This window comes from Enterobacter sp. fkY84-1 (assembly GCF_052974705.1).
Genome location: NZ_CP169393.1, coordinates 630637 through 643337 on the forward strand (window position 1 = coordinate 630637; position 12701 = coordinate 643337).

At 53.0% G+C, this 12701-nt stretch carries 16 protein-coding genes and 3 tRNA genes; 7 read left to right on the forward strand and 12 right to left on the reverse strand.

Translation table 11 applies throughout. From position 1 onward, the window contains the following. Positions 1 to 11: 11 nt before the first annotated feature. The 5 genes from ACEPLT_RS02975 to ACEPLT_RS02995 all read right to left on the reverse strand — a co-directional run bounded on the left by ACEPLT_RS02975 (position 12) and on the right by ACEPLT_RS02995 (position 2968). Positions 12 to 440 carry an organic hydroperoxide resistance protein gene (locus ACEPLT_RS02975; RefSeq protein ID WP_008502092.1) on the reverse strand — a complete coding sequence of 143 codons (429 nt, stop codon included), beginning with the start codon at positions 438 to 440 and terminating at the stop codon, positions 12 to 14. 84 nt (positions 441 to 524) lie between these two features. Further along, entirely contained in the window at positions 525 to 977 is a 453-nt protein-coding gene (locus tag ACEPLT_RS02980; RefSeq protein WP_023293337.1) for a MarR family winged helix-turn-helix transcriptional regulator, read from the reverse strand. 41 nt (positions 978 to 1018) lie between these two features. Next, on the reverse strand, positions 1019 to 1660 hold the full coding sequence (locus ACEPLT_RS02985; protein ID WP_008502090.1) for a TetR family transcriptional regulator: 642 nt from the start codon (positions 1658 to 1660) through the stop codon (positions 1019 to 1021). A gap of 67 nt (positions 1661 to 1727) precedes the next feature. Continuing rightward, positions 1728 to 2201, reverse strand: a complete 474-nt coding sequence (locus ACEPLT_RS02990; RefSeq protein WP_020885295.1) for a threonine/serine exporter — start codon at positions 2199 to 2201, stop codon at positions 1728 to 1730. Then, positions 2192 to 2968, reverse strand: coding sequence for a threonine/serine exporter family protein (locus ACEPLT_RS02995; RefSeq protein ID WP_021240591.1), 777 nt, complete (start codon positions 2966 to 2968; stop codon positions 2192 to 2194). The genes ACEPLT_RS02990 and ACEPLT_RS02995 overlap by 10 nt, the downstream gene beginning before the upstream one ends. Before the next feature lie 410 nt (positions 2969 to 3378). Between ACEPLT_RS02995 and ACEPLT_RS03000 the strand changes: the two genes are divergently transcribed. Together ACEPLT_RS03000 and bglJ are read left to right on the forward strand one after the other, a co-directional pair. Next, the gene (locus ACEPLT_RS03000; RefSeq protein WP_232928508.1) at positions 3379 to 4116 is read left to right on the forward strand and encodes a helix-turn-helix transcriptional regulator; all 738 of its coding nucleotides are present in this window, start codon (positions 3379 to 3381) and stop codon (positions 4114 to 4116) included. Beyond that, entirely contained in the window at positions 4113 to 4748 is a 636-nt protein-coding gene (bglJ, locus tag ACEPLT_RS03005; protein ID WP_032622978.1) for a DNA-binding transcriptional activator BglJ, read from the forward strand. Before ACEPLT_RS03000 ends, bglJ begins: the two co-directional genes overlap by 4 nt. A gap of 38 nt (positions 4749 to 4786) precedes the next feature. Here the strand turns inward: bglJ and ACEPLT_RS03010 are convergent, their stop codons facing one another. Continuing rightward, a complete protein-coding gene (locus ACEPLT_RS03010; RefSeq protein ID WP_008502085.1) occupies positions 4787 to 5245 on the reverse strand; it encodes a YbaK/EbsC family protein in 459 nt (152 codons plus the stop codon). Positions 5246 to 5573: 328 nt separating this feature from the next. Here ACEPLT_RS03010 and ACEPLT_RS03015 point away from each other — a divergent pair, with 328 nt between their 5' ends. Then, complete coding sequence (locus tag ACEPLT_RS03015) at positions 5574 to 6920, forward strand: PTS sugar transporter subunit IIC (RefSeq protein WP_032675905.1); 1347 nt, start codon at positions 5574 to 5576, stop codon at positions 6918 to 6920. 82 nt (positions 6921 to 7002) lie between these two features. Here the strand turns inward: ACEPLT_RS03015 and fhuF are convergent, their stop codons facing one another. Both fhuF and ACEPLT_RS03025 read right to left on the reverse strand, forming a co-directional pair. Then, positions 7003 to 7791 (reverse strand): siderophore-iron reductase FhuF, encoded by a 789-nt coding sequence (gene fhuF / locus ACEPLT_RS03020; RefSeq protein WP_126287594.1) that lies wholly within the window; start codon positions 7789 to 7791, stop codon positions 7003 to 7005. A 95-nt stretch (positions 7792 to 7886) separates the two neighbouring features. Then, positions 7887 to 8951 carry a GGDEF domain-containing protein gene (locus tag ACEPLT_RS03025; RefSeq protein WP_008502082.1) on the reverse strand — a complete coding sequence of 355 codons (1065 nt, stop codon included), beginning with the start codon at positions 8949 to 8951 and terminating at the stop codon, positions 7887 to 7889. 215 nt (positions 8952 to 9166) lie between these two features. On the opposite strand from ACEPLT_RS03025, the gene ACEPLT_RS03030 reads away from it, so the two are divergent. Next, positions 9167 to 9436 (forward strand): DUF1435 domain-containing protein, encoded by a 270-nt coding sequence (locus tag ACEPLT_RS03030; RefSeq protein ID WP_175441116.1) that lies wholly within the window; start codon positions 9167 to 9169, stop codon positions 9434 to 9436. 39 nt (positions 9437 to 9475) lie between these two features. Here ACEPLT_RS03030 and ACEPLT_RS03035 read toward each other — a convergent pair. The 4 genes from ACEPLT_RS03035 to rsmC all read right to left on the reverse strand — a co-directional run bounded on the left by ACEPLT_RS03035 (position 9476) and on the right by rsmC (position 11007). After that, positions 9476 to 9562 (reverse strand) — tRNA-Leu (locus ACEPLT_RS03035). A gap of 42 nt (positions 9563 to 9604) precedes the next feature. Further along, a tRNA-Leu gene (locus ACEPLT_RS03040) sits at positions 9605 to 9691 on the reverse strand. A 28-nt stretch (positions 9692 to 9719) separates the two neighbouring features. Then, a tRNA-Leu gene (locus ACEPLT_RS03045) sits at positions 9720 to 9806 on the reverse strand. A 172-nt stretch (positions 9807 to 9978) separates the two neighbouring features. Continuing rightward, positions 9979 to 11007, reverse strand: a complete 1029-nt coding sequence (rsmC, locus tag ACEPLT_RS03050; RefSeq protein ID WP_126287595.1) for a 16S rRNA (guanine(1207)-N(2))-methyltransferase RsmC — start codon at positions 11005 to 11007, stop codon at positions 9979 to 9981. A gap of 102 nt (positions 11008 to 11109) precedes the next feature. Here rsmC and ACEPLT_RS03055 point away from each other — a divergent pair, with 102 nt between their 5' ends. From ACEPLT_RS03055 to yjjG, 3 genes are read left to right on the forward strand one after another with little or no spacing between them, the layout of a single operon-like run. Further along, entirely contained in the window at positions 11110 to 11523 is a 414-nt protein-coding gene (locus ACEPLT_RS03055) for a DNA polymerase III subunit psi (RefSeq protein ID WP_032675908.1), read from the forward strand. Beyond that, the gene (gene rimI, locus ACEPLT_RS03060; protein WP_447088328.1) at positions 11492 to 11935 is read left to right on the forward strand and encodes a ribosomal protein S18-alanine N-acetyltransferase; all 444 of its coding nucleotides are present in this window, start codon (positions 11492 to 11494) and stop codon (positions 11933 to 11935) included. The genes ACEPLT_RS03055 and rimI overlap by 32 nt, the downstream gene beginning before the upstream one ends. Before the next feature lie 20 nt (positions 11936 to 11955). Next, positions 11956 to 12633, forward strand: a complete 678-nt coding sequence (gene yjjG, locus ACEPLT_RS03065; RefSeq protein WP_008502077.1) for a pyrimidine 5'-nucleotidase — start codon at positions 11956 to 11958, stop codon at positions 12631 to 12633. Positions 12634 to 12701: the final 68 nt, after the last annotated feature.

Here is a 12701-nt window from a genome sequence, read left to right on the forward strand (position 1 = left end):
TCAGGCAGTTATCACGCAATGATGTTCAGCGTGACGTCGATGTTGCCGCGGGTCGCGTTAGAGTACGGGCAAACAATGTGTGCCGCATCGACCAGCTTTTTAGCTTCCGCAGGATCCATACCTTCAACATGGATGTTCAGTTTTGCTTCGATACCAAAACCGGTAGGCAGCGGGCCAATACCCACTTCGCCTTCAATAAAGGCATCTTTTGGCAGGGTAAATTTGTCGCGTGCGGCCACGAACTTCATCGCGCCCAGGAAGCAGGCAGAGTAGCCCGCGGCAAACAGCTGCTCAGGGTTGGTCACGTCTCCCCCCATGCCGCCCATCTCTTTTGGCACACCCAGTTTGACGTCCAGTACGCCATCGGAGGAGGTGGCACGACCGTCACGGCCACCGGTGGCTTTTGCTTTGGCGGTATAAACAACTTTTTCTAAAGACATGGCAGGTTCCTCATTTTGTTTAGATGCGTGCTATTAAATAGCGTGCGATATATACAGGTAAATAATGACGCGTAAAGTATAGCGTTACGCGCGGTGTAGCTGTTGTCGCAAAAGTTCGAGCTGCTGTTTGAGTGCCAGCAAGGTGTCTGTATCACACTGCGCTGCGCAACCCACCGCATGGGGGATACCCAATGCCTGCTGCTGGAGTTCACGTCCCGCTTCACTCAGGGTGACGGCGACCTGACGCTCGTCTTTGCGCGAACGGTGGCGGTTGATGAGCCCGGCGCTTTCCAGACGTTTCAACAGCGGCGTCAGGGTCGCAGAGTCAAGGAACAGCCGTTCACCGATGTCCGACACCGTCATATCATCCTGCTCCCACAGCACCAGCATCACCAGATATTGCGGGTAGGTCAGGTTCAGCGGTGCCAGCAGCTGCCGGTACAGCTTGTTAAGCGCCAGGTTTGCCGAATAGAGGGCAAAGCAGAGCTGGTTATCCAGCTTGAGCGCAGCGGTTGCATCGTTCGTTTTCGCGTTCATGAGAAGAATATAGATAGTGTGCGATTTAATTGCAAGCAATTTTATGGGCAGGTGTAACGGAGCGCCACCTGAACGGCCATTTTACGGTAGTGCTGGCGCTGCGCCTGCTCGTCTGCGCCTTCTTCAAACAGCAGCGTAAAGGTGTAGCTGTTGGCAACGTAGTGAAAGCTGAAGCTGCTTATCAGACGATGAAGATCGCGGGCGTCAACCGTCTCACTGAAGAGCTGTTTTTCTTTCCCCCGGCGCAGGATCTCCTCCAGCAGATCGAGCGCGCTGCGGTTGACCTGGCGGAGATAGCTCGACTGCTGCATAAAGCGGCCGCGCTGCATGTTTTCCATGCAGATAATCCGGATGTAGTCAGGGTGGTCGGCATGATAGTCAAAGGTGGCTTCAACCAGATTGACCAGCGCTTCGACCGGGGGCATTCCCGTCAGGCTTAGCGCTTTTTCGCTGGCGCGAATCTGGGTGTAAACATGTTCAAGTACGAGGAGATAGAGGTTCTCTTTATTCTTGAAATGGTAAACCACCATGCGTTTGGTGGTGCCCGCTTTCTCTGCGATCTGCTCCATCCGTGCACCGTTCAATCCATACTCGGCAAAAAGCGCGATGGCGCTCTGAAAGATTTTCTCTTTCAGGCTGGATTCTTCACTGTGCTCGGGGTGTTCGCTGCCAGGGTTAGCCACATCCTTTCCTTATTTTCACCAAACGGACCAGACGGATTATCTCCACGGCAGCGAAATAACACAAATATCAAACGCGTGGGCGTTTACGGTACAGCCACAGGCCGGGGATCGACAGCCCGATGGAGAGCGCGCCGACGATGGATGACGCCTTAAGAAAGTTGCTGAGAAGAAGGATCATCTGAGGCTCGGTATAGCCGAAATGGCTGATTTTCACCGCGGAAATCATCGCGGTATAGGCCGATATCCCCGGAAACATGGGGATCACGGCCGCAACGGTGAATACTTTGGGATGCGCCAGATACCAGCGCGACCACTGGATGCCGATACTGCCGACCAGCATGGATGCCATAAATGTTGACCATTCGATGTTAAAACCCGCCGTCATCATCACCATTCGCGAGCCATGGCCAATCGCGCCCAGCAGCGCACACCACGGCAGCGCGCGTTGCGGTACGTTAAATACCATCGCGAAGCCGACGGCAGGAATGGCGGCCAGAAGCATGTCCTGAGCAAGCGCCAGCAGAAAATCGATCACGCCCATCCGCGTAACCCCCAAAGTGTCATGGCCATGACCACGCCGATGCAGGTCGCCAGCGTCAGCAGGCTGGCGATAGCCCAGCGAGCCAGGCCGGTATTGATGTGCCCTTTAAACATGTCGGCGACGGCGTTGATCAACGGAAAGCCCGGGACCAGCAGAAGCACGCTGGCGGCCATGGCAACGGTCGGCGTGTTGGCAAACTGCGGCAGGCGCAGCAGCAGACCGGAAACCGTGGTGGCGACAAATGCGGTAATGCAGAAGTTAATTTGCGGATGCAGCTGCCGATGCGTCAGCAGCTGGCGAACATACATGGCGATACTGCTGGCGAAAAAGGTGATGATTGCACCGTCCCAGCCGCCTTTGTTGAGCTTACAAAAGCAGGCGCACGAGAGCCCTACCATCACCACGACGAGCCAGCGCGGATAACGTAATGGCTTGATCTGGTTGAACCGTTTTTCAATGTCACTGAGATCGAGAAGCTTATGTTCTGCAAGGATGACAATGTGCTGCACTTCGGTCACGACGTGCATGTTGATGCCGCGGTCATGGTTTTTGCGCGTGGAGGTCAGGCACTGACCGTCCTTGATTGTGGTCAGCACAATGGCGTTGGATGAGATTGCGCTTTCGACGCTGTCCATCCCTAGCGCCAGCCCCAGCCGGGTGGAAAGCTCCTCAACCAGCGCGCTTTCCGCGCCGTGCTGGAGCAGAAAAAGACCGCACTGAATACATAGCCGCGTGATAGCACGCTGCGTTGACCGCTCTGCCTGCATGTATTGTCCTGAAAAAAGATGGATAGCTATCTGTTAAGTCATAGTGGGTACTTTTAGCACAGAGTGCAGTCCCTCTTGCTGTGGGCCAGATCAAGGTTTGTGCAAACAGTTGCAGTCCGTGTCGTGGAAGGGGGAAGGGATTAATTTATCAATACCATGAATTATAAATACCAAAATATAAAATATTTGTATTTAGTTATTCTAATTTTATATTGTCGTTATTTTAATGTCTCCACAATTAATTTTTGTTTCGCTTTGTGAGATATTACTGCTGTTTAGGCATTTCTTAAACTAAGCATACATCTCATCTTCTGCTTGTATTAACCAGTCTTACACTCAGGGACGAAAATACTCATACGTTGATGCGTTTTAACGTTACTCATCAAATGAAAAATGGACACGGAGGGTCTATGTTGTCATTGCATGGTAAGCATGGCGTTGTCATTAGCCGGATGCCCGTGATGCAAAACGGGTTAGGGGGCCTGATGGCACGTCATTTCCCCGAATTTGAATTGAGCTATTGCCGCTCATTGCAGGAATTAACGCTGCTCCAGTTGCGCCGCGCGGACGTCATTATTGCCGATATTTCAGGCGAATACAGAAACCCTCGGGGGGCGCTTGAAGAGTATTACGGTTTATTGAATCAATACCGGGATATTCACTGGATCTTTTTAGTCTCGCGGCCGCTTTACCCTATTGCGGTTGAGTTACTTATGCGCCCGGAAAGCACGTTGCTTTCTGACATGGAGCCTATTGAAGGCGTGGTTAACGCTATTCGGGCCGGTAGCGAGCGGGCAGAGCGGATTAGCCAGACGTTATTAACTCCGGAACCACAGAGTACGGAGAATGAAAATGAACACGTTATCGTGCTCACGCACTCCGAACGTAAGGTCCTGCGTCTGTTAGGGAAAGGATGGGGGATTAACCAAATCGCCACATTGCTCAAGAAGAGCAATAAAACCATCAGTGCGCAGAAAAACAGTGCGATGCGACGGCTGTCATTACGAAGTAATGCGGATATGTATGCCTGGATCAACAGTACACAGGGAATGAGAGAGCTGAGTTTGCTATCAGCCTATGGAGAGTTCGAGGAATGGAAAAAACCGATTCAACAAGACATATCGCCATCATCGAAAATTGCGCGATGAGTGCCGTCGGGCTACAGCATCTTTTTGCGATGCCCGGCCTGAGCCATTATCAGCTTCACCTGTTTAGTGAATTTGACAGTTTTAAGAATGCACTTCATCACGTTAATTTTTTCTCACTGATCTACTCCCTTTCCGATGCGCGAGAGGAGCGCCGTAACTGCCTGGCGCACCTGCGGGATCTGGCGTTTACGCACGGTCATATCCAGCGCATCATTTTGGTTTCTGACGAGATGGAAGCACGGTTAATTAGCCATCTTTCGCCATCGCGCCTGCACGGAGTAGTCAGTAAATCGGTGACGCTTGAGCATCTGCAGAAGGAACTCGTGGAGTTGCTGAGCGAAACGCTGCGCATCAATGACAATATGCTGAATCACTGGTACCGGAGTCAGAACAGGATGCTAAGCCCCACAGAACGGGCAATATTGCGTTATATGTCCTGCGGGTATTCCATCCCTGAAATCGCGGCACAGCTTGAACGGAATATTAAGACCATTCGGGCACATAAGTTTAATGCGATGGTGAAACTGGGCGTGAATTCAGACGTAGGGTTGCTCGATGCGGCGGATATTATTACGCATCTTCCTGCAAGAGAGCCGCAATGTTTGGCTCTCCTCACGCCCACATTTTTATAACCCGTCTTTTGCGCGCCAGATACACTCTGGCGCGTCAATCAGATACAGACATCCACCCATTTTGCGGAAGTCAGTTCTGCCATTCTGTCAGGTGAAATGCGCACAGCGCTGTGAATTGCGCCTGCGGCGGGCAGCACTTCGGCGTACTGCTTCAAAGAGATATCGCAATATACCGCGAGCGGGTTTTCCAGTCCGAACGGACATACACCGCCAACGGGATGACCGGTAATGGTCACCACTTCATCACTGCTGAGCATGCGCGCTTTGGCACCGAACGTGTCTTTGAGCTTTTTGTTATCCAGACGCGCGTCGCCTTTCGCCACCACCAGGATCACCTCATTTTTAACCTTGAGTGAAAGGGTCTTGGCGATTTGTCCCGGCTCGACACGATGGGCGGCAGCAGCCAACGCAACGGTAGCAGTACTTTGACTAAGCTCAATAACGTCTATATCCGGCGCGTTGTCGGCAAAAAACTGCTGTACAGACTGCAAACTCATTGTTTCCTCCTGACAAATATCCTGCGTAATCTGTCATAAGAATTTATGCTCTGTAAATATCTCTTAAGTAACAAATACCCCAAACGGCTGATTTCTGGATCCTCTTCACAATCACGGAAACCGGTTACAGTAACCGGTTGCAGAGCGCGGAGCGTAGATTAATACTGAGTACGTAACGTCCCCTGTATCCAATAATAAGAGCCAAATATGAAACCATTTCGTCTGAGCAGTACCGCTGGTTGGCAAGCCAGCAAGGTTGTGAAGCTGATGTATGGAACAACGTGCGGTGCGTATGTGCCCGTAACAAACGTCTGACAGGAGATCTGCCATGTCTGCCAACCATGCTGCGTTTAATCTGATATTCCGTTTCGTCGAAAATTACGTCAGCCCGATAGCCGGGCGGATCTCTTCCCAGCGTCACGTTATGGCGATTCGTGACGGGTTCATCTCCGCGATGCCGTTTATGATTGTGGGTTCTTTTTTGTTAGTCTTTGCTTACCCACCTTTTTCGCCTGATACCACCTGGGGTTTCGCCCGCGCCTGGCTGGATATGGCGAAGCAGTTTGAAGGCCAAATCCTGACGCCGTTTGATATGACGATGGGCATCATGTCCATTTATATCTGTGCCGCCATTGCCTATAACCTTGGCAAACACTACGTCAAATCTCACCAGCTGGACCCCTTTATGTGCGCCATGCTGTCGCTGATGGCGTTTCTGCTGGTCGCGGCACCGAAAACCAAAGGCACGCTCCCTGTCGACAGTCTGGGTGGCACGGGCATTTTTACCGCGATTCTGGTGGCGATTTATTGCGTTGAGATGATGCGTTTCCTCAAAGCGCATAACATCGGCATTCGTCTGCCGGAGCAGGTCCCGCCGATGATCAAAAACTCTTTTGATCTGCTGATCCCGGTGCTGGTGGTGGTGTTGACCCTCTATCCTCTGAGCCTGGTGATTCAGTCTCAGTTTGGCATGCTGATCCCGCAGGCCATTATGTCAGTCTTTAAACCTCTGGTTTCCGCGGCAGATTCCCTGCCTGCGATCCTGCTGGCCGTGTTGATTGGTCATCTGCTCTGGTTCGCCGGGATCCACGGCGCCGCCATCGTCTCCGGAATGTTGCAGATGTTCTGGTTGACGAACCTTGGCGCAAACCAGACCGCGCTGGCCGCCGGTCAGCCTTTGCCGCATATTTTTATGGAAGCGTTCTGGACGTTCTTTATCGTGATTGGCGGGTCGGGCGCCACGATGGGATTGGTGATTTGCTATCTGCGTAGCCGTTCAGCGCATTTACGCTCTATCGGGCGTTTGAGCGTGGTACCCAGCTTCTTTAACATCAACGAGCCGGTCATTTTCGGTACGCCAATCGTGATGAACCCGGTGTTCTTTATCCCGTTCCTGCTGGCACCGATGGTTAACGCCGTGCTGGCGTGGGCGGCGATGACCTTTGATTTGATTGGGCGTGTCATCTCCGTGGTTCCCTGGACGGCACCGGCGCCGATAGGCGCAGCGTGGGCCCTGGGCTGGGATTTCCGCGCGGCGATTCTGGTTGTGGTTCTGGCCTGCGTATCGGCGATCATCTACTTCCCGTTCTTCAAAGTGTATGAGAAGCAGCTGCTGGAGCAGGAAGCGGAAGAAGCGCAGCGTAGCGCGGAAGAGGACAATCAGCAGGTGGCCTAGGTAAAAGCAAAACGGCAACTCAGGTTGCCGTTTTTGTTTTTGTCGGCCCGGTAAGCGAAGCGCCACCGGGCAATTCACTGCTCTACTTGAGCGTGCAATCCCCACACTGCTTAACGTCCGGCAGGCGATAGCGCTGGCAGCAGGTGCGGCGAACCAGAAGCCCATCACGGAGCACGACGGTACGGAATAGCGGATTGTCCCGGCCATCGGAAAGCTGCTTTGCAAAGAAACAGGACTGACGCAGGGCCTCAACGTTCTCATCACCGAGAAGCGGCTTCATTTCCGTTAAATACCAGTGGATTAAATAGCCCGTATTGCTCCAGATAAGCTTCCCGTTAATCTCTCCCGTCGCTTCCAGCGCTTCCACCACCGGGATCAGAGCCTGCGTGACGAGCCGCTCCATACGTTCCTGAGCCGTCAGGCGTTCAGCGCTCTGGTCTTCGTGGAGATCAATCCAGAAACAGGCTGCACGTCCGGTTTCGTGAAACTCGACGTGGAAATTATCCGGCGAGAGTTCAAGCATGCTCTTCTGTGTTAACAGCGCCAGCATGAGCGGAGGCACCATCAGCCCGATATACCACTGCGCCCAGAGGGAGAGCAGGGGTTTATTTTCCCGCGTAAGGGTAGGCTGATTGCGATAAATATGGTCGGAATAGGTGGCCAGCAGTGATTGCAGCTTAGACGGTTGGCGCCACTCTGAGAGCGTCATCGCGTGGGACGGGGGCGCTTCATCAAGCCGGATAAAGTCCAGCAGGTGGGCACGCGTTTCCGCAATCTTTTCCCGTATCGCATCTGCAAGCGAAGCATTCCCGCAGGTGAGCGGCGCTCGCCAGAGGAGAGGTTCGACGATGTGTGCGGTATGCGTGGCCATAGTATAGATAGAAATCTAAATGATAATGATTGCCAATCCTAACTATTGCTCATACCAATGGCAAGACTTTTGTCCTGGTGACCTCGTCGGTAGGTTTATGCCGTCTGAATCTCTTCGCTTAGCAGAATGTTATTGCGTCCCATATGCTTTGCTTCATAGAGGGCTTTGTCCGCTTTTTCCAGCGCGCCTTCCACGTCTTCATCCTCGAAAATGGCGATGCCAATGCTGATAGTGACGTTTGTCGCGACGCTTTCGTTAAACAGATGCGGGATTTTCAAATCATACACTTTCTGACGGATCCGCTCGGCCGTCTGGCGAGCGTGTTCGAGTGAAATGTTGGTCAGCAGCACCATAAACTCTTCCCCACCAAAACGCGCCACAATATCGCGAGAACGTACGGCGTCACGGATTGCCGCAGAGACGCGCTTCAGCGCCTGGTCGCCCATCATATGGCCGTAATGGTCGTTATAGGCTTTGAAGTGGTCGATATCCATCAGCAGGACAAAGTGTTCGCCATTTTCTACCGTGGGCAGATTCTCCAGACGGCTTTGCAGACCGCGACGATTATAGAGCCCGGTAAGCGGGTCCATCATGCTGAGGTCGGTAAGGGTTTCTCGTTCTTCCAGAAGGCGAGAGAGCAGCTCCTGAGCGAAACGGTCGTTGCGTCTTTGCAAAATGTTATGAATAGCAATTGCCACCACAGGAAGTGCGAAAGAATAGGTCATTCGCAGCCATATATCGTGATCGCTTAACCACAGGCAGACAATAAAGGTGGGCAATGAATGCAGCGTAAACGCTTTGATATTACTGGCGAACGCCAGCGTGCCGATAAAAAGTACTGTTAAAAGAGCAATTAGCAAATATGTCGCATGGTCCTGAGTAATTAAGGCGAATTTGGAGACAATTTGCCAGGCCCACAAAATACCGAAGATACCTGAAACGACAGGAATATTTATCTTCCGCGCGCGCTTTCTCCAGTGCCAGACGAACAGGCCAGTACTGATGGCGAAAATAGCAATCAGAGGGGCGGAAAACAGGCGTACAGAATTGAGCGGATTTGTTACCGAGAACACTGCCGAAGTTGCGTTCAGAAATAAAAATAAACGTAACGATAATTGATATTTTCTGTGAACCAAAGACCGCCAGGATTGTGATGTCATAGTCGCGTGTTTTTATTAAAATTTAATTAAAACAGATAAATAGGTGTTATTTCGCAATAAAATATGCAAAAAACTCAAAGAGTAATTATCAGAAAATCTTTAGACGTTGTTAACAGGTGCGCAATTTATCACCTTAGACAATTCCTGTCATTACGGGAAAGGTAAAGGTCGATGGATTTTGATTCATTCAGCTGGCAAATGATAATTTTTGTTATATGATATTGGTTATCATTATCGTTGATAGAGGGAAAAGCATGTTGAACAGAGCGCTGGGCAGTGGTTGGGGGGTACTGCTACCGGGAGCCATTCTCGGCGGTTTGACGTTTGCCGATCTCTCTCTCGATACCTGGAAAGTCATCATCGCGTCAGGACTGTTAGTCACGTCAGGCATGATCTGGCATAAGCAACTGCGTCACTTTGTTTTACTGCCATCCTGTGTCGCGCTGGTCAGCGGAATTCTGGTGATACTGATGAGTTTGAAATAACAGGGATAAAGAAGAAATTCAGAGGGGTTGTAAGATAATTGGTGCGAGGGGGGGGACTCGAACCCCCACATCCGTAAGGACACTAACACCTGAAGCTAGCGCGTCTACCAATTCCGCCACCTTCGCACAGTCATCTTACTCTTTATTGCTATGTTGATATCGCCTCGTTGGTGCGAGGGGGGGGACTCGAACCCCCACATCCGTAAGGACACTAACACCTGAAGCTAGCGCGTCTACCAATTCCGCCACCTTCGCCCAGTGCGAGCAATATCATCGTGATTTATGGTGCGAGGGGGGGGACTCGAACCCCCACATCCGTAAGGACACTAACACCTGAAGCTAGCGCGTCTACCAATTCCGCCACCTTCGCATACCATCGATACTGTAAAAGTATCGTAACCACGGAGGCGCATTCTAGATGTTTTCAGCTTTACGTCAACAGAAAAGTGCGCGTGATGCCTTGATTGATGGAAAAATGGCCGATGGACGCGCCCTGTATAGCCGGATGGCGCTTTCGCGTATCCGGCCTACAAGGGAGGCGATTACTTTTTGGCCTGACGCGTCATCACGGTGCGGTAGACCTTAAAGCGGCCGGTCTGGGCGATGACTTCGTGGAAGCCAAAGGTTTCGTCCAGCACTTTCGGGTACGCCAGGAAGGCGTTCGCGACGATACGCAGCTCACCGCCGCTGTTGAGGTGACGGACTGCACCACGGATCAGCGTTTGTGCTGCTTCCAGGCTGGTCTCCATACCGTCATGGAACGGCGGGTTAGAGATGATCATGTCGAAGCGACCGGTGATGTCGGAGAAGACGTTGCTGGCAATCACCTCGCCTTCAATGCCGTTTGCGGCAAGCGTTGCGCGGCTGGCTTCAACCGCCGGGGCGCTCACGTCACACAGGGTTAAGCGCACCTTTGGCGAATGGCTGGCGAGCACGGTAGAGAGCACGCCCGCGCCGCAGCCAACATCCAGCACTTTGCCTTTGGTGTGCGGCGTCAGAGTGGAAAGCAGCAGCTTGCTGCCCGTATCCAGCGCATCGCGGCTGAACACGCCCGGCAGCGTTTTGATGGTCAGGCCGTCAAGCTGGTACTCATCCCAGTATGCCTGCGCATCAAACGTTGTCTGTTTTTCCAGACGGCCATGGTACAGACCACAGCGGCGAGCGCTGTCGACTTTGTTCAGCGGCGCATAGCCTTCCAGCAGCTGTTCTGCGCTACGCACGCCGCTGCGGTTTTCACCGACCACGAAAATATCGCAGCCGACCGGCAGCAGGGAGAGCAGGTTCATCAGCTGGAACTGGGCTTCCGGTTTGTTCTTCGGCCAGTAGTAGATCAGCGTGTCGCAGTCGGCAACGTCGCCCTGTTCTGCCACCAGGCTAAAGCGCGCGCGCTCGCCCATCTGGCGGCTCAGCACCTGCCAGTGGTGGTAGTATTGGGTGTGGGCACGGCTTTCAGCACAGTCGAAACGCGCGGGCAGGTCATCCTGCATATCTCCGGCAAACAGAATACGGCTTTCTTCGAAATCATCACTGTGACGCAGCAAGACTTCACTTGCCGGGGTAAATGCAGACATGAATTGTTCCTCAATAAACTCAGGCGGGGATTATAGTAGGTAGATGGCGCACTTTCGACACATTTGCTATATTTGCGCGCCTGAGAGACAGGAGTTTTCCCTATGACATCCCGACGAGACTGGCAGTTGCAGCAGCTGGGCATTACCCAGTGGGCTTTGCGTCGCCCGACGGCGTTGCAGGGCGAAATCGCTATCTCCATCCCGGCGCACGTTCGCCTGGTGATGGTGGCGGAAGAACTGCCTGCCCTGAATGACCCCCTGATCGATGATGTCCTTCGCAGCCTGAAGCTGACGGCCGACCAGGTTTTACCGCTGACGCCAGAGCGTGTCGCGATGCTGCCTCCTGATAGCCGCTGTAACAGCTGGCGTATCGGAGAGGCAAATGAGATCTCTCTTCAGGGGAGCCAGATCTGCACGCCAGCGCTGGACGAACTGAAAGCCAACCCAAAAGCGCGCAGCGCGCTATGGCAACAAATCTGCGAATATGAACACGATTTCTTCCCTCACGACGCCTGACCTGTCCACCGCGTTCGCGATTGAAACACGCGCCCACGCGTTTCCGTGGAGCGAAAAAACCTTCGCCAGCAATCAGGGCGAACGGTATCTGAACTACCGCCTGGACGTTGACGGCACCATGGCCGCTTTCGCGATCACGCAGGTTGTTCTTGATGAAGCGACGCTGTTTAATATCGCGGTTGATCCCGCGTTTCAGCGCCGCGGGCTGGGAAGAGAACTGCTTCAGCATCTCATCCGTGAGCTCGAAACCCGTGACGTTTTCACCCTGTGGCTGGAGGTGCGCGCGTCGAATGTCGCCGCCATCGCGCTCTATGAAAGCTTAGGCTTTAACGAGGCGACAATCCGCCGTAACTACTACCCCACCGCAGAGGGACGTGAAGACGCCATCATAATGGCTCTGCCGATTGGATAATAAAAAATAAGGTTGTAACGATGAAATGGGACTGGATTTTCTTTGATGCCGACGAAACGCTGTTTACGTTCGACTCGTTCGGCGGCCTGCAGCGGATGTTTCTCGACTATAGCGTAACCTTCACCGCTGAAGATTTTCAGGACTATCAGGCGGTCAACAAACCGCTGTGGGTGGATTACCAGAACGGTGCCATCACTGCGTTACAGCTTCAGCACCAGCGCTTTGACGTCTGGGCGGAACGCTTAAAGGTCAGTCCGGGAACGCTGAACGAGGCTTTCCTCAACGCCATGGCCGATATTTGTGCGCCCCTGCCGGGCGCGGTTTCCCTGCTGAATGCGTTGAAAGGTAAGGTGAAACTGGGGATCATCACCAACGGTTTTACCGCCCTGCAGCAGATCCGCCTTGAGCGCACCGGTCTGCGCGATCATTTCGACGCGCTGGTGATCTCGGAAGAGGTGGGCGTGCCGAAGCCGGATCCGCGAATTTTCGACTACGCGCTGGCGCAGGCTGGCAATCCCGACCGCGATCGTGTCCTGATGGTGGGGGATACCGCAGAGTCAGATATTCTGGGCGGCATGAAGGCTGGTCTGTCGACCGTCTGGCTCAATGCGCATGGCCGCGTGAAGCCTGAAGGCATCGAGCCGACCTGGACCGTGACGTCGTTGAACGAACTGGAGCAACTCCTGTGTAAACAATGATTGCCTGCCCCCCGTTGATGGGTAAAATAGCCGCAATTTTGTATTCCATGATGCGTGGCGTGCTGCCG